The sequence below is a fragment of the Pseudomonas sp. Pseusp49 genome, from assembly GCF_059491875.1.
In genome coordinates this window covers 5,164,183-5,181,475 of sequence record NZ_CP168514.1, presented here as the reverse complement: position 1 = coordinate 5,181,475, position 17,293 = coordinate 5,164,183, and the positions used below count along the sequence as shown (strand labels likewise).

Here is a 17,293-nt window from a genome sequence, read left to right as displayed (position 1 = left end):
CGCGGTCCGTTGGTACCAATATCGGCGTGACACTTGGGGGAGATGCCCCGCCGACAGTTCAAGTATTGATCAGGATTGCGCCTCGTCCAGTTTGCTGGTCAGGGTTTTTAAACAAATTTGGAATACGTGCGCTTCGGAAGAGTTCTCATCAACCGGTAATCGTGCGCGGAATGACCGGAAAGCGCAGATATGGTCGGATGATCCGTGCATTTTTGCGTAAGTTAGGCATAATACGCGGCTTCGAATTTTGACCCCGACAGACCTTTTCTTATGCATAAAGAACCTCGTAAGGTCCGTGAGTTTCGTCGCCGCGAGCAGGAAATTCTCGATACCGCGCTAAAGCTGTTCCTCGAACAAGGTGAAGACAGTGTCACCGTCGAGATGATTGCTGATGCCGTCGGTATCGGCAAAGGCACGATCTACAAGCACTTCAAATCCAAGGCGGAAATCTATCTGCGCCTGATGCTCGACTACGAGCGCGATTTGAACGCACTGCTGCATTCGGCCGATGTCGACAAGGACAAGGAAGCCCTGTCCCGGGCCTACTTCGAATTCCGCATGCGCGATCCACAACGCTATCGCCTGTTCGACCGCCTCGAAGAGAAAGTGGTCAAGGGCAACCAGGTACCGGAGATGATCGAGGAGTTGCACAAGATCCGTGCCTCGAACTTCGAACGCCTGACCTTGCTGATCAAGGGCCGGATCAGCGAAGGCAAGCTGGAAGACGTGCCACCTTACTTCCACTACTGCGCGTCCTGGGCGCTGGTGCACGGCGCCGTCGCGCTGTATCACTCGCCGTTCTGGAGCAATGTGCTGGAAGATCAGGAAGGTTTCTTCCAGTTCCTGATGGACATCGGCGTGCGCATGGGCAACAAACGCAAGCGCGACACCGACACTTCCGGTAGCTGAGCCATTCAGTTGCCTTATTGCGCCATGATTTCGCTACTTGGCGCAGTACCGCAGGAATATACTCAGGTAGAGGACTTGCTAAAACTTGATTTCTGAGTCAAGTTTTAGCGGCCCGATATTCTTCCGCCGGAGTGACCATGATCGTTGACCGTCAAGGCAGGCGTTTTCGCAACTTGCGAATCAGTCTGACCTCTGCCTGCAATTACGCCTGTACCTACTGCGTGCCCAACGGCAAGCGGCTGGTGGCTGCGCAGGATGAATTGTCGGCCGAAGCGATGGCGCGCGGCGTGGCTTATCTGATTGAAGCGGCAGGGATCGAACGTCTGCGCATTACTGGCGGCGAGCCGCTGGTCAGCCCGAAACTCGAAGCGTTCATGACGGCGGTCGGGCAGATGGGCCTGGAAGACATCAGCCTGACCACCAATGGCCAGTTACTGGCCAAGAAACTGCCGCTGCTGGTGAACGCCGGCATTCGGCGTCTCAACGTTTCCCTCGATACACTCGACGCCAGTGCGTTCCGCGGCATTGCCCGGGGCGGCGACCTGGCCACCGTGCTCGACGGCATGAGCGAGGCCAGAGCGGCCGGCATGAAGATCAAGGTCAACATGGTGCCGCTGCGTGGACAGAACCTGGATCAAGTGATGCCGCTGCTCGACTACTGCCTGGAACGCGGTTATGAACTGCGCTTCATCGAGCTGATGCGCATGGGCCACTTGGCCAACGATTCCAATGCCTTTTTGCAGCAGTTCGTCAGCCTCCAGCAATTGCTCAGCCTGATCGGTGAGCGCTATGAATATCTGCAGGCCGATGCCCCCGTCGATGCAACGGCGGTTCGTTATGAAATTCCCGGCCAGGGTTACTTCGGCGTGATCGCCAACGAAAGTGTGCCGTTCTGCCGGACCTGCTCGCGACTGCGCTTGTCTTCCACCGGGTGGCTGCATGGCTGCCTGTCGTCGAGCAATCGCCATTACGTCGGCGACCTGCTGGACAAACCGCGCCACCAGGCGCTGCCAGCCTTGCAGAGACTCCTGGTGAAAGCCTTGGGGGACAAGCAGGAAGTGGCCTTCTCCGGCGGCGCGACTGTCATGAAGATCATCGGCGGCTGATCCGGCCTCATCGCGGGCAAGCCACGCTCCCACAAGGTTTTGCATAAACCCTTGTGGGAGCGTGGCTTGCCCGCGATGGCTATGGATAAGCCAACAATGCCCATGAGCTGGCGCAAAAGCTGCATCCTACGGCCATTCGCCGGTTTTCCGACACCGGCCTCTGGAGGATAGGATGCGTAGCCTGGTTTTGCTGCTGGCCGTTTTGGCACTTGGTGGCTGCATGAACGTCAGCGATATGGCCGAAGGGACTCGTTACCATATGAGCGATGCGGGGTTGCTTGATCATAGTGACAGCCGCCGCGTAAACAACCTGCGCATTCAACCTGACTCGTTTGTCTACATCGCCCAGGGCGCCTTCATGCCGCCGGGCAGCGCCATTTACCCACGGCCCAACGTGATTGCCGAAGTCGCGTTCGATGGCTTCGTCGAATACTTCCCGATGGTCCGCCGTGCCCGTACGCCGGAAGGCCTCGACCAGGCCATGGTCGAAGCCCGTGCCGCCGGTGCGCACTACCTGCTCTACACCCGATTTGCCAAGTCAGACGACCGTATCGGCAACTCGGACGAATGGCTGGATCAGGAAGCCCTGGATCGCCTCGGCATCGACAGCGGTATGATTCAGATCATGTTGATCGAGACCAGCACCCAGTATTTGATTGATACTGCGACCATCAAGAGTCGTGGCGGTTTACTGACGTTCCACGATAAAAAACCCGAAGACCTGATGGGCCCGCCGCTGGAGCAATATGCGCGCGGCCTGCTGGGGCTCAGCGACCAGTAACTTCAAGGAGAACGCCATGAGTGGCCCGCAAAAAGCCAACGACTTGCTGGGGCAGATCCCCAAGACCAAAGGCTTGCCGCCGGTGCACCTGTGGAACCCCGATTTCTGCGGCGACATCGACATGCGCATCGCCCGGGACGGTACCTGGTATTACCTGGGCACGCCGATCGGGCGCAAGCCGATGGTCAAGCTGTTCTCCACCATCATGCGCCGCGACGGCGATGATTATTTCCTGATTACCCCGGTGGAAAAGGTCGGCATCAAAGTCGACGATGCGCCGTTCGTGGCGATTGCGGTGGACGTGGAAGGCGAGGGCGAGGCGCAGGTGTTGCGCTTTACCACCAATGTCGATGAGACCACCGAGGCCGGTGCGGAGCATCCGCTGCGTGTAGTGATCGATCCCGACACGCAGGAGCCAGCCCCTTACGTCCATGTGCGCAGCAATCTGGAGGCGTTGATCCATCGCAATGTGTTCTATCAGCTGGTAGAGCTGGCAGTGAGCCGAGAGATCGACGGCCAGCGCTGGCTCGGTGTCTGGAGTGGCGGCGAGTTCTTCCCCATCGGTCTCGAACCCTGACGCAAAACCCTGTGGGAGCGGGCTTGCTCGCGAAAGCGCTGGGTCAGCCGACATCTTTGTCGGATGTGACTCCGTCTTCGCGAGCAAGCCCGCTCCCACATTAGATTTCTGATTTCTTCAAAAAATCAAATTGACACCCAATCGTATGATGATTAGCGTGGTCCTCCATCGCATACGGCTTCGAGGTGCCCATGTCCAACAGCTTTCATGCTACGACGGTCGACTGGCTGGGATGCTGGCTGGCCACGGGGCAGGTCAGGCCGGGTGAGTCACTCAAGGTCGAAGCCGACCTCGGCGAGCAACTTGGCGTGAGCCGTACGGTCATCCGCGAAGCGATCAAAACCCTGGTTGCCAAAGGCATGCTCGAAGTCGGCCCGAAAGTCGGCACACGGGTGCTGCCGGTGCGGCGCTGGAACCTCTTCGATCCACAAGTCGTCGGCTGGCTGTCGCGCAGCGGCTTGCCGGAAAACTTCGTCGACGATCTGCTCGATCTGCGTCGCACCATCGAACCGATGGCCGTGCGCTGGGCTTGCGAGCGCGCGACCGGCGAACAGGTGGACGCGATCCTGTTGGCCTGCAACGCACTGGAACGGGCTGTGGACAGCGGCATCGATTACAACCGTGCCGACCAGCTCTTCCACGAGTGCATCCTCGCCGCCAGCCACAATCAATTCATCGAACAAATGGTTCCCGCCCTCGGCGCGTTGCTGGCGGTGGCCTTTGAAGTGTCCGCTGCCGATCCGGATGAACTGCGTCGCACCTTGCCGATTCACCGGGACCTGGCCGAGGCTATCGCGGCCCGTGATACCGCTCGGGGTGTCTGGGCCTGCATGACCCTGATCGATAACGCCGCCCTGGCGATCAAGCGTTATTACCCGCAAGTCATGGCCGACAAAAAGGCCAGCTGAGAACTCGAACCCCTGTAGGAGCGAGCTTGCTCGCGATGCTTTATCAGCTACCACGAGACCGACTGACGCACCATCGCCAGCAAACTGGCTCCATCATAAAAACAAGAACCCTGCAGGAGGTTTCATGACGTTGACAGCGGTTACCGGGCATCGGGCGAAACTGGGCGAAGGTCCGTTCTGGGATGCGCCGACCCAGGCCCTGTATTGGGTGGATATCGCGGGTAAACAGGCGTTGCGGTTGATCGGCGCCAACGTGCAGATCTGGCAGATGCCGGAACATGTGTCCGCCTTTATCCCCTGTGAAAGCGGCGACGCGCTGGTGACATTGAGCAGTGGCGTGTATCGGCTCGACCTCGATTCACCGGGCCTGGCGCCGCGCCTGACCTTGTTCTGCGTGGCCGATCCGCAACCGGGCAACCGCCCCAACGAAGCCCGCTGCGACGCCCAGGGCCGGCTCTGGCTCGGAACCATGCAAAACAATATCGGAGAACAGGGTGAAGACCTGCCCATCGTGCGCCGTTCGGGTGGACTGTTTCGCATCGATCGTACCGGGCGGGTTGTGCCGTTACTGCGCAACCTGGGCATCCCCAACACGCTGTTGTGGAGCGATGACGGCACCCGCGTTTATTTCGGCGACAGCCTCGATGGCACCTTGTATCGACACTTCATCCGCAGCGACGGCGTCCTCGATGCACCGCAGGCCTGGTTTGGCCCGCATGGGCGCGGCGGCCCGGATGGTTCGGCGATGGATGCCGAAGGTTTTATCTGGAATGCCCGTTGGGATGGACACTGTCTGCTCAGGTTGAGCCCTGACGGCAAGATCGACCGGACCATCGAACTGCCGATCAGTCGTCCCACCAGTTGCGTGTTCGGCGGTGAGGACCTGAAGACCCTGCACATCACCAGCGCGGCGAGTCCACTGGGCCATCCCCTGGATGGGGCGGTGCTGTCGATTCCAGTGGATGTGCCCGGGAAGCGTTGCACGCGTTTTGCGGGTTAGATCTCATAATATGGGATGCAAATATATATATTGAGATTTATCGCGGGCCAGGTTTATAGTCGGCCTCACCAGTTACATGCACTCACACTCAAAAAAACAAAACAGGTGAAGTGATGCAGCGAAACTCCCCCGTGCTCCCTTGCGGAGACAGCGCCGCAAAGCGTTTTCAAGCTGAAACGTTTTCGCGCTTACCTGTTTTCTTCCACAACGCCTTTTGACCGGCCATCGACTGATGTCCGGTTTTCGTCGTGTTTTCGAACAGGAGTCTTGAACCATGGCTGAACCGCTGTCATTGCCCCCGGTGCCCGAACCGCCCAAGGGGGAGCGCCTCAAAGACAAAGTCGTGTTGCTGACCGGTGCCGCCCAGGGTATTGGCGAGGCCATTGTGGCGACCTTTGCGTCCCAGCAGGCCAGGCTGATCATCAGCGACATTCAGGCCGAAAAGGTCGAGAAGGTCGCGGCGCACTGGCGCGGACAGGGCGCCGACGTGGTGGCGATCAAGGCTGACGTTTCACAGCCGCAGGATCTGCAGGCGATGGCCAGGCTGGCGGTCGAGCGACACGGCCGGATCGATGTGCTGGTCAACTGCGCCGGGGTCAACGTATTCCGTGATCCGCTGGAAATGACCGAGGAAGACTGGCGTCGCTGCTTTGCCATTGACCTCGATGGCGCGTGGTATGGCTGCAAGGCGGTGCTGCCGCAGATGATCGAGCAGGGCATCGGCAGCATCATCAATATTGCCTCGACCCATTCCTCCCACATCATTCCGGGCTGCTTTCCCTACCCGGTGGCCAAGCACGGCTTGCTCGGGCTGACCCGCGCGCTGGGTATCGAATATGCGTCCAGGGGCATCCGCGTCAACGCCATCGCACCGGGCTATATCGAAACCCAGATCAATATCGATTACTGGAACGGTTTCGCCGACCCCCACGCTGAGCGCCAGCGTGCGTTTGACCTGCATCCACCCAAACGCATCGGCCAGCCGATTGAAGTGGCGATGACCGCAGTGTTCCTGGCCAGTGATGAAGCACCGTTCATCAATGCCTCGTGCATCACCATCGATGGTGGGCGGTCGGTGATGTACCACGACTGAGTGACCGGGCTTTCAGGCCCCTTGGTACATCTGAAATACAATCATCATACGATATGACTATTTGCGGGACGGTTTACCGCCTCGGCTTTACAGAACGCTTTCAAAGAACGCTCAAGAAAAATAACAAGGAGTCAGCTTATGAATCGTCGTCATGCTATCCGTTCCCTGTGCTGTGCCGCGTTGGCGGTCTCGGCGGTCAGCCTGAGCAGCACGCTGCTGGCGGCCGAGGAAGTGAAAATCGGTTTCCTGGTCAAGCAGGCGGAAGAACCCTGGTTCCAGACTGAGTGGGCGTTTGCCGAAAAGGCCGGGAAAGAGAAGGGCTTCACCCTGATCAAGATCGCCGTGCCGGACGGTGAGAAAACCCTGTCGGCCATTGACAGCCTCGCGGCCAATGGCGCCAAAGGCTTCGTGATCTGCCCGCCGGACGTGTCCCTCGGCCCGGCAATCATGGCCAAGGCCAAGCTCAACGGGTTGAAGGTGATCGCCGTCGATGACCGTTTCGTCGATGCCGGCGGCAAATTCATGGAAGACGTGCCGTACCTCGGCATGGCCGCGTTCGAAGTCGGCCAGAAGCAAGGCCATGCCATGGCCACCGAGGCGAAGAAACGCGGCTGGGACTGGAAAGACACGTACGCGGTGATCAACACCTACAACGAACTCGACACCGGCAAGAAGCGCACTGACGGTTCGGTCAAAGCCCTGGAAGACGCCGGCATGCCGAAGGACCACATCCTGTTCTCGGCCCTCAAGACCCTCGACGTGCCGGGCAGCATGGACGCGACCAACTCGGCGTTGGTGAAACTGCCGAGTGCAGCGAAGAACCTGATCATCGGCGGCATGAACGACAACACCGTGCTCGGCGGTGTGCGCGCCACCGAGAGCGCCGGGTTCGCTGCGGCCAACGTGATCGGCATCGGCATCAATGGTACCGACGCCATCGGCGAGCTGAAGAAGCCCGACAGCGGCTTCTATGGTTCGATGCTGCCGAGCCCGCACATCGAGGGCTACAACACAGCGAGCATGATGTACGAGTGGGTCACCACCGGAACTGAGCCGGCGAAATATACTGCCATGGACGACGTGACGCTGATCACCCGCGACAACTTCAAGCAGGAACTGGAAAAGATCGGCCTGTGGAACTGACGGCCATTGATTTCAGCGGCGGCCTCGGTGACGAGGTTGCCTGTCCGGTTTGAAGAGGTGGGTTATGCACGCGCAAACACATACACAACAACACAGCGGCAGCTTGCGCTTCAACGGGATCGGCAAGACCTTTCCCGGAGTGAAGGCGCTGGACAACATCAGCTTCGTCGCCCATCCGGGGCAGGTTCATGCCTTGATGGGCGAGAACGGCGCCGGCAAATCGACGCTGCTGAAAATCCTCGGCGGGGCCTACATACCCAGCAGCGGAGCCTTGCAGATCGGCGAGCGGACGATGGACTTCAAGTCCACCGCCGACAGCATCGGCAGTGGCGTCGCGGTGATCCACCAGGAGCTGCATCTGGTGCCGGAAATGACCGTGGCGGAGAACCTGTTTCTCGGGCATCTGCCGGCCAGTTTTGGCCTGATCAATCGCGGCACCCTGCGCCAGCAGGCGTTGGCCTGTCTCAAAGGGCTGGCCGATGAGATTGACCCGCAGGAGAAGGTCGGGCGCCTGTCTCTCGGTCAGCGGCAACTGGTGGAGATCGCCAAGGCGCTGTCCCGTGGTGCCCATGTGATTGCTTTCGACGAACCCACCAGCAGTCTTTCGGCGCGGGAGATCGACCGCCTGATGGCGATCATCGGCCGGCTGCGGGACGAGGGCAAAGTGGTGCTCTACGTCTCCCACCGCATGGAAGAAGTATTCCGCATCTGCAACGCAGTGACGGTGTTCAAGGACGGGCGATACGTGTGCACGTTCGATGACATGAGCGAGTTGACCCACGATCAACTGGTCACCTGCATGGTCGGACGCGACATCCAGGACATCTACGATTATCGCCCGCGCCAGCGCGGCGCGGTGGCACTCAAGGTCGACGGCCTGCTCGGGCCTGGCTTGCGCGAACCCGTGAGTTTCGAGGTGCACAAAGGCGAGATCCTCGGGTTGTTCGGGCTGGTGGGCGCCGGTCGCACCGAACTGTTGCGCCTGCTCAGCGGCCTGGCACGCAACAGTGCCGGACAGCTGAAACTGCGTGGCCATGAACTGAAGCTGCGTTCACCCCGGGACGCGATTGCCGCCGGGATCCTGTTGTGCCCCGAGGACCGCAAGAAGGAAGGCATCCTGCCGCTGGCCAGTGTCGCCGAGAACATCAACATCAGCGCCCGCGACGCCCATTCCACCTTCGGCTGCCTGTTGCGTGGCTTGTGGGAGAAAGGCAACGCCGACCAGCAGATCAAGGCACTCAAGGTGAAAACACCACACGCCGGGCAGCCGATCAAGTTTCTATCCGGCGGCAATCAACAGAAGGCCATTCTCGGCCGCTGGCTGTCGATGCCGATGAAAGTGCTGCTGCTCGACGAACCGACCCGCGGCATCGACATCGGCGCCAAGGCCGAGATCTACCAGATCATCCATAACCTGGCGGCCGAAGGGATCGCGGTGATCGTGGTGTCCAGCGACTTGATGGAAGTCATGGGCATTTCCGACCGCATCCTGGTGCTGTGCGAAGGCGCGCTGCGTGGCGAACTGAGCCGCGACCAGGCCAACGAATCCAACCTGCTGCAACTGGCTTTGCCGCGCCAACGCGCCGACGGCGTGGCGAACTGAGAGGTGACTATGATGACAACCCAAAACAACACCCTGCCGACTACACGCAAACCGCTGGATATGCGGCGTTTTCTAGATGACTGGGTAATGCTGCTGGCGGCCGTCGGAATCTTCGTGCTCTGTACCCTGATGATCGACAACTTCCTGTCGCCGCTGAACATGCGTGGCCTGGGCCTGGCGATTTCCACCACCGGCATTGCGGCGTGCACCATGTTGTATTGCCTGGCGTCCGGGCATTTCGACTTGTCGGTGGGCTCGGTGATTGCCTGTGCCGGGGTGGTTGCGGCGGTGGTGATGCGCGACACCAACAGCGTGTTTCTCGGTGTCTGTGCGGCGCTGGTGATGGGGCTGATCGTCGGGCTGATCAACGGCATCGTCATCGCCAAGCTGCGGGTCAACGCGCTGATCACCACGCTGGCGACCATGCAGATAGTGCGCGGCCTGGCCTACATCTTCGCCAACGGCAAAGCGGTGGGGGTGTCCCAGGAGTCATTCTTCGTGTTCGGTAACGGCCAGATGTTCGGCGTGCCGGTACCGATCCTGATCACCATCGTCTGCTTCCTGTTCTTCGGCTGGCTGCTGAACTACACGACCTATGGACGCAACACCATGGCCATCGGCGGCAATCAGGAGGCGGCGTTGCTGGCCGGGGTCAATGTCGACCGGACCAAAATCATCATCTTTGCCGTGCATGGCGTGATTGGCGCGTTGGCCGGGGTGATCCTGGCGTCGCGCATGACCTCCGGCCAGCCGATGATCGGCCAGGGTTTCGAGCTGACCGTGATCTCGGCCTGCGTACTGGGCGGGGTGTCGTTGAGTGGCGGTATCGGCATGATCCGGCACGTGATTGCCGGGGTGTTGATTCTGGCGATCATCGAGAATGCGATGAACCTGAAGAACATCGATACGTTTTATCAGTATGTGATTCGCGGTTCGATTCTGCTGCTGGCGGTGGTTATTGACCGTCTCAAGCAACGCTGACACTCATTTTTTCTGTAGGAGTGGGCTTGCCTGCGAAGGTCTGTCTGAAATGTAAATGTTGGATATGACGACGCCTTCGCGGGCAAGCCCGCTCCCACAGGGTTCTGCCTTCACACATTGAGTGCTGGTCTGGCATAGATCCTGTGGGAGCGGGCTTGCCCGCGAAGGGGTCATCAGCTTCAGTACATTTATCCTGGCTTCACTATTGGCTGATGTTGCTGTCCTCGTCCTCGGTGGTGCTGGAGCCGAGGCCACCGCTGCCGGGCGTTTTTTTGTCCGGCAAGTCCGCCCCGCCCTGACGCCCCATGTCATTGCCCTGGATGCGCGGGTCGGTGCCGGTGGACGGAGGCAGGTTGTGGTCGATGGTGGTGCCGTCGGTGTTCATGCCGGGGGCACTCTGGATGGCCGGCGCCCTGGGCTTTTCCACCGGATTGGTCGGGCCGGTGCTCGAGCCGAGGGTCCCGGCGAACGAGGCGCAAGACAGCAGGGCGCAGAGGGCGAGGGCGGTCAACCTGGACAGGATCATGGTGTTGTCTCCAACGGGTAGAGTCCCTACCTGATTAGTCCGTCCTCGACCGGGATAGGTGCGTTGTCAGCGACGGACGGCTCAGGGCTGTGTCAATGCCCTGGCCACTGCAGTCCTTCGCCAGATCAATCGGCCTGCGGTGATCAACCAGTTGAGCGCAGCAACCGCCAAAACGGTGAGCAGCAGGGTGGCCATGCCTTGCTCGACGATGATTTTCCCGGCCAGCAAGGGGAAGCCGAACACTCCGATGAAGTACGACAGGCTGAACAGCAGCAGGGATTGCGCGGTGGTGCCAGTCGGCGCTTCATTGGCGGCCAGGCCGTTGATCACCGAGTAGGTCAGGCCGTAACCGATCCCGAGCATCACCGCCGCGAGCACGTAGCTGAAGCTGCTGTCGACGACAAAACCGAACATGACGATCGATGCCAGCATCAGCCCCGAAAGCAGGCACGAGGCACGCAATGGGTCGCGCTTGACCACGAACCCGGCAATCAGCATCCGGCCACTGATCGCCGCGCTCATGAAGCCGAGGAAGAACAGCGAGTAGTCGAGCGAGTGCGCTGCGGCATAACTGGTTTGAAAGCTCGACAGCCCGCCGAACACGCAGCCGCCAAGACCGACCATGATGATCGGGAAGACAGCTCTGGACGACAGCACCTGACCTGCTGCTCGCCAGGAAATGCGCGACACGCTGGTCGATTGGGTGTGTGCCTGTTTCAATTTTCGATCCAGGCGCCAGAACAGCAACACACCGATCAGGCTGGCCAGCGCCGCCAGATAAAACGCAGCGGTCACCGGATACCCGAGGGCACTCGCCGCGCGGCCGAGCAGCGGGCCACTGCCGATCCCGGTCATCATGCTGCCCGACAGGAGGGCGAAGTATCTGGCGCGCTGTGCGGGTGTCACCAGGCTTGCCACGATGATCGGCCCGAGGGTGTAGAACACGCCCCAACCCAGGCCCAGCAGCAGGCCAAAAAACAACAGCAGAGGGCCGAAGCCCGGGGTCAGGGCGAAGCCCAGGCTGGCCGCTACCAGCAACACACCGAACAGCGCCACCGACCGGGCGGCACCGAGCAGGTCGGACAAATGACCGGAAACGATCACCGCCGCAAAGGTGCTGAGCATCGCCGCCGAAATCACACTGCCGGCATCGTGTTCATTGCCGCCACGCGCGCTGATCAACAGCGACAGCAGGAAGGTCGAGCCGTAGGACAACGACAACAGGTAACTGGCAAGGCAAAACAGGCCGAACAACTTGCTTGAGACAGGGGGTGTTGCGGTAGACATGACACGGTTCCTTGACCGGATGAGTGAGCAGCGCCGCTATCTAACCACGCAGGGCCCGAATGTCAGGTCCAAGGTTATCGATGCCAGGGTTAGTGGCGACCGGAGTGAAGCCTCTGCGCTGTGGTGGCGATCCAGCTTTTGTGGCGAGGGAGCTTGCTCCCGCTGGCCTGCGAAGCAGGCCCTGTCGCGACCTGCTCTGTTTTTCCAGATAGATCGCATTGCCTGCTTTTGGGGCTGCTGCGCAACCCGGCGGGAGCAAGCTCCCTCGCCACAGGCAAGCCCCCTCGCCACAGGCCACGCGTCGCCTTAGTATGGCGTTTTCAACTTTAGACAAGGCACGTCCATGACGATCGAAATCCGCCCGGCGACCCCCAGTGATGCACCGCAAATCCTCGCGTTCATCACTGAACTGGCCGACTACGAACGTGCCCGCCATGAAGTCATCGCCAGCGTTGCCGATATCGAGCGCAGCCTGTTCAGCGAAGGCGCCACCGCCCATGGCCTGATCTGCCTGCGCGACGGTGCAGCCATCGGTTTCGCGGTGTTCTTCTTCAGCTATTCCACCTGGTTAGGTAGCAATTGCCTGTACCTCGAAGACCTTTACATCACGCCGGAACAGCGAGGCGGTGGCGCGGGCAAGACCCTGCTACGGCATCTGGCGAAAATCGCCTGCGCCAACGACTGCGGTCGTTTCGAGTGGAGCGTGCTGGAGTGGAATACGCCGGCCATCGACTTCTACAAATCCCTGGGCGCGCAGCCGCAGGAGGAGTGGGTTCGGTATCGGATGGACGGGGCCGTTTTGAGGGATTTTGCTGCGGGTAATTGATAGCCCTTAAAAGATCGCAGCCTTCAGCAGCTCCTACACCGGGACGAGCGTTCACCTTGTAGGAGCTGCCGAAGGCTGCGATCTTTTTTTGTTTTGTCTCATAATATGGGATTGATATTTATATATTGAGATTTCCCGGCATCCGGGTTTATAGTCCCGCTCACTCACTGCCAAAAACCAAAACAGGTGAAGCGATGCAGGCGCAATTGATCGCGCTCGACTGGGGGACAACCTCATTACGTGCTTACAAACTGGCTGAAGGCGGGCAGGTGCTCGAACAGCGTTCGCTGGCGTCGGGGATCATGCAGTTGCCCAAGGCGTCGCGAATCATCGGCGGCCGGGAATGCACCGATGGTTTTGAACTGGCCTTCGATGAGGCATGCGGTGACTGGCTCGATGCCCAGCCGCAATTGCCGGTGATTGCCTGTGGCATGGTCGGCAGTGCCCAGGGCTGGTGCGAAGCGGCGTACCGCGACACGCCGGCGAACGTCGCCACGCTCGGCACTTCCTTGCAAACCGTGCGCAGCCTGCGTGGCGTCGATGTGCACATCGTGCCCGGCGTCATCGAGCGTTCACGTTTGCCGAACGTGATGCGCGGCGAAGAAACCCAGGTGCTCGGTGTGCTGCAAAACCTGCCGGGCGAGGCGAGCGCGGACCTGCTGATCGGTCTGCCGGGCAGTCATTCGAAATGGGTGGAAGTGGCCGACGGCTGTATCGTGCATTTCGATACCTTCATGACCGGCGAAGTCTTCGCCGTGCTCAGCGAGCACAGCATTCTCGGACGCACCCAGCAACGTGGCGGGTCTTTCGATGGCGACGCGTTTGATCGCGGCGTGCAGGTCGCGTTGTCGGCGGACGCTGAAACCGGTCCGCTGTCGACCCTGTTCAGTGCCCGCAGCCTGGGCCTGACCGGCGAATTGAGCGCCACCGCTCAGGCGGACTATCTGTCCGGCCTGCTGATCGGCCACGAGTTGTCGGCCCTGGCCAATGTCCAGCGGCGTCGGCGCAACAGCGTGCACCTGCCGTCGATCATCCTTATCGGCAACACCCAACTCTGTTCCCGCTACCGCCGTGCGCTCGACGCCTGCGGTTTTGCCCGGGTGACCCTGGCCGAACAGGCCACCGAACGCGGCTTGTGGCAACTGGCGCTCGCCGCCGGTCTGCTCACGTCCACCGCATCCCGTTAAACCTGCTGGAGGTCTGACATGCTCAAACAAGCGCTGGCGCAAAACGGCCTGATCGCGATCCTGCGCGGCTTGCGTCCACAGGAAGCTGCCGCGATCGGCGAAGTGCTGTACGCCGCCGGATTTCGCGTCATCGAAGTGCCGCTCAATTCCCCTGACCCGTACGACAGCATCCGCATCCTGCGCAGTACCTTGCCTGCCGATTGCCTGATCGGTGCCGGCACGGTGCTGACGCCGGAACAGGTCGAGCAGGTGAAAGCGGCCGGGGGGCAGGTGATCGTCATGCCCCATAGCGATCCGAAGGTCCTGCGTGCGGCGAAAGCGGCGGGGCTGTCTCTGTCGCCCGGTGTCGCCACGCCAACCGAAGCCTTCGCGGCGCTGGCCGAAGGCGCGGACATCCTCAAGCTGTTCCCGGCCGAGCAAATGGGGCCGGCAGTCGTCAAGGCCTGGCTGGCGGTACTGCCGGCCGGGACGATCCTGGCGCCGGTCGGTGGCATCACCCCGGACAACATGCAGGTGTTTATCGACGCGGGCGTCAAAGGTTTCGGCCTCGGCTCCGGTCTGTTCAAACCGGGCATGACGCCTGCGCAAGTGGCGGCCAATGCCAAGGCCTATGTCGCTGCCTGGAAAGCCCTTCGCTAAGACTTTTTGGCGCTGCGAGCGCTGCATCCATAAGAGAGACAACAGATGAAAATCACCAAACTGACCACCTTCATCGTTCCGCCACGCTGGTGCTTCCTCAAGGTCGAAACCGACGAGGGCGTCACCGGTTGGGGCGAGCCCGTGGTCGAAGGCCGTGCCCACACCGTTGCCGCTGCCGTTGAAGAATTGTCCGACTACCTGATCGGCAAGGACCCGCGCAACATCGAAGACATCTGGACCGTGCTTTATCGCGGCGGCTTCTACCGTGGCGGTGCGATCCACATGAGCGCCCTGGCCGGTATCGACCAGGCGTTGTGGGACATCAAGGGCAAGGCGTTGGGGGTGTCGGTCAGCGACCTGCTGGGTGGTCAGGTGCGGGACAAGATTCGCGTGTATTCGTGGATCGGCGGCGACCGACCGGCGGACACGGCGCGTGCAGCCAAAGAAGCGGTCGAGCGCGGTTTCACCGCGGTGAAAATGAACGGCACCGAAGAACTGCAATTCCTCGACACCTTCGACAAAGTCGACCAGGCCCTGGCCAACGTCGCTGCCGTGCGCGATGCCGTCGGCCCGAATGTCGGCATCGGCGTGGACTTCCATGGCCGGGTGCACAAGCCCATGGCCAAGGTGCTGATGAAGGAGCTTGATCCGTACAAGCTGATGTTCATCGAAGAGCCGGTGCTCAGCGAAAACTACGAAGCGCTGAAAGAGCTGGCGCCACTGACCAGCACTCCGATCGCCCTCGGTGAGCGCCTGTTCTCGCGCTGGGACTTCAAGCGCGTGCTCAGCGAAGGCTACGTCGACATCATCCAGCCGGATGCGTCCCACGCCGGTGGCATCACCGAAACCCGCAAGATCGCCAACATGGCCGAAGCCTACGACGTGGCGCTGGCGCTGCATTGCCCGCTGGGTCCGATTGCCCTGGCGGCTTGCCTGCAACTGGACGCGGCTTGCTACAACGCATTCATCCAGGAGCAGAGCCTGGGCATCCACTACAACGAGAGCAACGACCTGCTCGACTACGTGAAAGACCCACGGGTGTTCGACTACGACCAGGGCTTCGTGAAGATCCCGAACGGCCCGGGCCTGGGCATCGAGATCAACGAGGAGTACGTGATCGAACGCGCCGCCATCGGCCACCGCTGGCGCAACCCGATCTGGCGCCATGCCGATGGCAGTTTTGCCGAGTGGTGATCCGGTTCTGATTCACCAATAACCCTGTGGGAGCTGGCTTGCCAGCGATGACGGCAGCACATTCAACATTGATGTGACAGTTCCACCGCTATCGCTGGCAAGCCAGCTCCCACAGGGTTCGGTGCAAGGCCACAGGCCGACCTCAATAACCATAAGAAGAGGCACCCCCCCATGCAACCGCAAACCCTCACCGGCCAGGCGTCGTTGGTGGCGCCCAGCCGCAAGCGTTTTTTCATCATGGTGCTGTTGTTCATCACCGTGGTGATCAACTACCTGGACCGCAGCAACCTGTCGATTGCCGCCCCAGCATTGACCAGTGACCTGGGCATCGACCCGATTCATGTCGGCCTGATCTTCTCTGCCTTCGGCTGGACCTACGCCGCCATGCAGATCCCTGGCGGCTGGCTGGTAGACCGGGTACCGCCACGCGTTCTTTACACGGTAGCGCTGTTGCTGTGGTCGATTGCCACCGTGATGCTCGGCTTCGCCGGCAGCTTCATCGCGCTGTTCGTGTTGCGCATGGCGGTCGGCGCCCTGGAAGCGCCGGCCTATCCGATCAACAGCCGCGTGGTCACCACCTGGTTCCCCGAGCGCGAGCGCGCCACGGCCATCGGTTTCTACACCTCCGGGCAATTCGTCGGCCTGGCCTTCCTGACGCCGGTGCTGGCCTGGCTGCAGCACGAATTCGGCTGGCACATGGTGTTCGTCACCACCGGCGCGGTAGGCATTCTGTGGGCAGTGATCTGGTACGCGGTGTATCGCGAGCCCCGGGACTTCAAAGGCGCCAATCAGGCGGAGATCGACTTGATCCGCGAGGGCGGCGGGCTGGTGGATATCCAGGCCGAACAGGCCAAGGTCAAAGCCAAATTCAGTTGGACTGACCTGGGCATTGTCCTGACCAAACGTAAACTCTGGGGCATCTACCTCGGGCAGTTCTGCCTCAATTCGACCCTGTGGTTCTTCCTCACCTGGTTCCCGACCTACCTGGTGAAATACCGCGGCATGGATTTCATCAAGTCCGGCCTGCTGGCGTCGCTGCCGTTTCTCGCCGCGTTTATCGGTGTGCTGTGTTCCGGTTTCTTCTCGGACTTTTTGATCCGTCGCGGTTACACGGTAGGTTTCGCCCGCAAGTTGCCGATCATCAGCGGCTTGCTGATTTCCACCTCGATCATCGGCGCCAACTTCGTTGAGTCGACGCCGTTGGTGATTGCCTTCCTCGCGCTGGCATTTTTCGGCAACGGCCTGGCGTCGATCACCTGGTCACTGGTGTCGACGCTCGCCCCGGCGCGTTTGCTCGGGCTGACCGGCGGGGTGTTCAACTTCATCGGCAACCTGTCGGCCATTGCCACGCCGATCGTGATCGGCTTCCTCGCCACGGGTGATTCCTTTGCCCCGGCGATCACCTACATCTCGGTGCTGGCATTGATTGGTGCACTGTCCTACATCTTGCTGGTGGGCAAGGTCGAGCGTATCAAGTTGTAGTCGTGGTATCCGGGCGACCATAATGCCGCCCGTTCCCTCGCTCAACGGTAA

General features: G+C 60.7%; 17 protein-coding genes. 15 read left to right on the top strand and 2 right to left on the bottom strand.

What is annotated here, in order from left to right:
• Positions 1 to 270: 270 nt before the first annotated feature.
• The 10 genes from ACEN83_RS22955 to araH all read left to right on the top strand — a co-directional run bounded on the left by ACEN83_RS22955 (position 271) and on the right by araH (position 10,101).
• Positions 271 to 909, top strand: a complete 639-nt coding sequence (locus ACEN83_RS22955) for a TetR/AcrR family transcriptional regulator (protein ID WP_007977040.1) — start codon at positions 271 to 273, stop codon at positions 907 to 909.
• Positions 910 to 1,046: 137 nt separating this feature from the next.
• On the top strand, positions 1,047 to 2,015 hold the full coding sequence (locus tag ACEN83_RS22950) for a GTP 3',8-cyclase MoaA (RefSeq protein ID WP_007977038.1): 969 nt from the start codon (positions 1,047 to 1,049) through the stop codon (positions 2,013 to 2,015).
• A 172-nt stretch (positions 2,016 to 2,187) separates the two neighbouring features.
• Positions 2,188 to 2,796 carry a DUF4823 domain-containing protein gene (locus tag ACEN83_RS22945; RefSeq protein ID WP_116579987.1) on the top strand — a complete coding sequence of 203 codons (609 nt, stop codon included), beginning with the start codon at positions 2,188 to 2,190 and terminating at the stop codon, positions 2,794 to 2,796.
• A 16-nt stretch (positions 2,797 to 2,812) separates the two neighbouring features.
• Entirely contained in the window at positions 2,813 to 3,373 is a 561-nt protein-coding gene (locus tag ACEN83_RS22940) for a DUF1285 domain-containing protein (RefSeq protein WP_495578525.1), read from the top strand.
• Between the two features lie 191 nt (positions 3,374 to 3,564).
• Positions 3,565 to 4,281 carry a FadR/GntR family transcriptional regulator gene (locus ACEN83_RS22935; RefSeq protein ID WP_095966307.1) on the top strand — a complete coding sequence of 239 codons (717 nt, stop codon included), beginning with the start codon at positions 3,565 to 3,567 and terminating at the stop codon, positions 4,279 to 4,281.
• Positions 4,282 to 4,405: 124 nt separating this feature from the next.
• Entirely contained in the window at positions 4,406 to 5,281 is an 876-nt protein-coding gene (locus ACEN83_RS22930) for an SMP-30/gluconolactonase/LRE family protein (RefSeq protein WP_495578524.1), read from the top strand.
• Between the two features lie 274 nt (positions 5,282 to 5,555).
• Complete coding sequence (locus tag ACEN83_RS22925; RefSeq protein ID WP_007977027.1) at positions 5,556 to 6,374, top strand: SDR family oxidoreductase; 819 nt, start codon at positions 5,556 to 5,558, stop codon at positions 6,372 to 6,374.
• Between the two features lie 138 nt (positions 6,375 to 6,512).
• Complete coding sequence (locus ACEN83_RS22920; protein ID WP_495578523.1) at positions 6,513 to 7,517, top strand: substrate-binding domain-containing protein; 1,005 nt, start codon at positions 6,513 to 6,515, stop codon at positions 7,515 to 7,517.
• A 64-nt stretch (positions 7,518 to 7,581) separates the two neighbouring features.
• Positions 7,582 to 9,120: an L-arabinose ABC transporter ATP-binding protein AraG gene (gene araG, locus ACEN83_RS22915; protein WP_495578522.1), complete on the top strand. Its 1,539-nt coding sequence runs from the start codon at positions 7,582 to 7,584 to the stop codon at positions 9,118 to 9,120.
• A gap of 12 nt (positions 9,121 to 9,132) precedes the next feature.
• Positions 9,133 to 10,101 (top strand): L-arabinose ABC transporter permease AraH, encoded by a 969-nt coding sequence (gene araH, locus ACEN83_RS22910; RefSeq protein WP_033048066.1) that lies wholly within the window; start codon positions 9,133 to 9,135, stop codon positions 10,099 to 10,101.
• A 202-nt stretch (positions 10,102 to 10,303) separates the two neighbouring features.
• Here araH and ACEN83_RS22905 read toward each other — a convergent pair whose 3' ends face one another.
• Positions 10,304 to 10,627, bottom strand: coding sequence for a hypothetical protein (locus ACEN83_RS22905; RefSeq protein ID WP_007977020.1), 324 nt, complete (start codon positions 10,625 to 10,627; stop codon positions 10,304 to 10,306).
• Positions 10,628 to 10,708: 81 nt separating this feature from the next.
• Complete coding sequence (locus ACEN83_RS22900) at positions 10,709 to 11,914, bottom strand: MFS transporter (RefSeq protein WP_495578521.1); 1,206 nt, start codon at positions 11,912 to 11,914, stop codon at positions 10,709 to 10,711.
• A 343-nt stretch (positions 11,915 to 12,257) separates the two neighbouring features.
• On the opposite strand from ACEN83_RS22900, the gene ACEN83_RS22895 reads away from it, so the two are divergent.
• The 5 genes from ACEN83_RS22895 (at position 12,258) to ACEN83_RS22875 (ending at position 17,242) form a co-directional block, all read left to right on the top strand.
• Positions 12,258 to 12,740, top strand: a complete 483-nt coding sequence (locus ACEN83_RS22895) for a GNAT family N-acetyltransferase (RefSeq protein WP_085724875.1) — start codon at positions 12,258 to 12,260, stop codon at positions 12,738 to 12,740.
• A 194-nt stretch (positions 12,741 to 12,934) separates the two neighbouring features.
• Positions 12,935 to 13,927, top strand: coding sequence for a 2-dehydro-3-deoxygalactonokinase (locus ACEN83_RS22890; RefSeq protein WP_495578520.1), 993 nt, complete (start codon positions 12,935 to 12,937; stop codon positions 13,925 to 13,927).
• An 18-nt stretch (positions 13,928 to 13,945) separates the two neighbouring features.
• Positions 13,946 to 14,566: a 2-dehydro-3-deoxy-6-phosphogalactonate aldolase gene (locus tag ACEN83_RS22885; RefSeq protein WP_495578519.1), complete on the top strand. Its 621-nt coding sequence runs from the start codon at positions 13,946 to 13,948 to the stop codon at positions 14,564 to 14,566.
• Between the two features lie 45 nt (positions 14,567 to 14,611).
• The gene (gene dgoD, locus ACEN83_RS22880; RefSeq protein WP_007977010.1) at positions 14,612 to 15,760 is read left to right on the top strand and encodes a galactonate dehydratase; all 1,149 of its coding nucleotides are present in this window, start codon (positions 14,612 to 14,614) and stop codon (positions 15,758 to 15,760) included.
• 171 nt (positions 15,761 to 15,931) lie between these two features.
• Entirely contained in the window at positions 15,932 to 17,242 is a 1,311-nt protein-coding gene (locus ACEN83_RS22875) for an MFS transporter (protein ID WP_495578518.1), read from the top strand.
• Positions 17,243 to 17,293 lie beyond the last annotated feature (51 nt).

What these genes read in the sequence shown, in the direction of transcription:
- ACEN83_RS22895 (WP_085724875.1), top strand. Translation starts at nt 12,258, where the DNA reads ATGACGATCGAAATCCGCCCGGCGACCCCCAGTGATGCACCGCAAATC.
- ACEN83_RS22955 (WP_007977040.1), top strand. Translation starts at nt 271, where the DNA reads ATGCATAAAGAACCTCGTAAGGTCCGTGAGTTTCGTCGCCGCGAGCAG.
- ACEN83_RS22900 (WP_495578521.1), bottom strand. Translation starts at nt 11,914, where the DNA reads ATGTCTACCGCAACACCCCCTGTCTCAAGCAAGTTGTTCGGCCTGTTT.
- ACEN83_RS22950 (WP_007977038.1), top strand. Translation starts at nt 1,047, where the DNA reads ATGATCGTTGACCGTCAAGGCAGGCGTTTTCGCAACTTGCGAATCAGT.
- dgoD (WP_007977010.1), top strand. Translation starts at nt 14,612, where the DNA reads ATGAAAATCACCAAACTGACCACCTTCATCGTTCCGCCACGCTGGTGC.
- ACEN83_RS22905 (WP_007977020.1), bottom strand. Translation starts at nt 10,627, where the DNA reads ATGATCCTGTCCAGGTTGACCGCCCTCGCCCTCTGCGCCCTGCTGTCT.
- araG (WP_495578522.1), top strand. Translation starts at nt 7,582, where the DNA reads ATGCACGCGCAAACACATACACAACAACACAGCGGCAGCTTGCGCTTC.
- ACEN83_RS22920 (WP_495578523.1), top strand. Translation starts at nt 6,513, where the DNA reads ATGAATCGTCGTCATGCTATCCGTTCCCTGTGCTGTGCCGCGTTGGCG.
- araH (WP_033048066.1), top strand. Translation starts at nt 9,133, where the DNA reads ATGACAACCCAAAACAACACCCTGCCGACTACACGCAAACCGCTGGAT.
- ACEN83_RS22885 (WP_495578519.1), top strand. Translation starts at nt 13,946, where the DNA reads ATGCTCAAACAAGCGCTGGCGCAAAACGGCCTGATCGCGATCCTGCGC.
- ACEN83_RS22875 (WP_495578518.1), top strand. Translation starts at nt 15,932, where the DNA reads ATGCAACCGCAAACCCTCACCGGCCAGGCGTCGTTGGTGGCGCCCAGC.
- ACEN83_RS22945 (WP_116579987.1), top strand. Translation starts at nt 2,188, where the DNA reads ATGCGTAGCCTGGTTTTGCTGCTGGCCGTTTTGGCACTTGGTGGCTGC.
- ACEN83_RS22930 (WP_495578524.1), top strand. Translation starts at nt 4,406, where the DNA reads ATGACGTTGACAGCGGTTACCGGGCATCGGGCGAAACTGGGCGAAGGT.
- ACEN83_RS22890 (WP_495578520.1), top strand. Translation starts at nt 12,935, where the DNA reads ATGCAGGCGCAATTGATCGCGCTCGACTGGGGGACAACCTCATTACGT.
- ACEN83_RS22925 (WP_007977027.1), top strand. Translation starts at nt 5,556, where the DNA reads ATGGCTGAACCGCTGTCATTGCCCCCGGTGCCCGAACCGCCCAAGGGG.
- ACEN83_RS22940 (WP_495578525.1), top strand. Translation starts at nt 2,813, where the DNA reads ATGAGTGGCCCGCAAAAAGCCAACGACTTGCTGGGGCAGATCCCCAAG.
- ACEN83_RS22935 (WP_095966307.1), top strand. Translation starts at nt 3,565, where the DNA reads ATGTCCAACAGCTTTCATGCTACGACGGTCGACTGGCTGGGATGCTGG.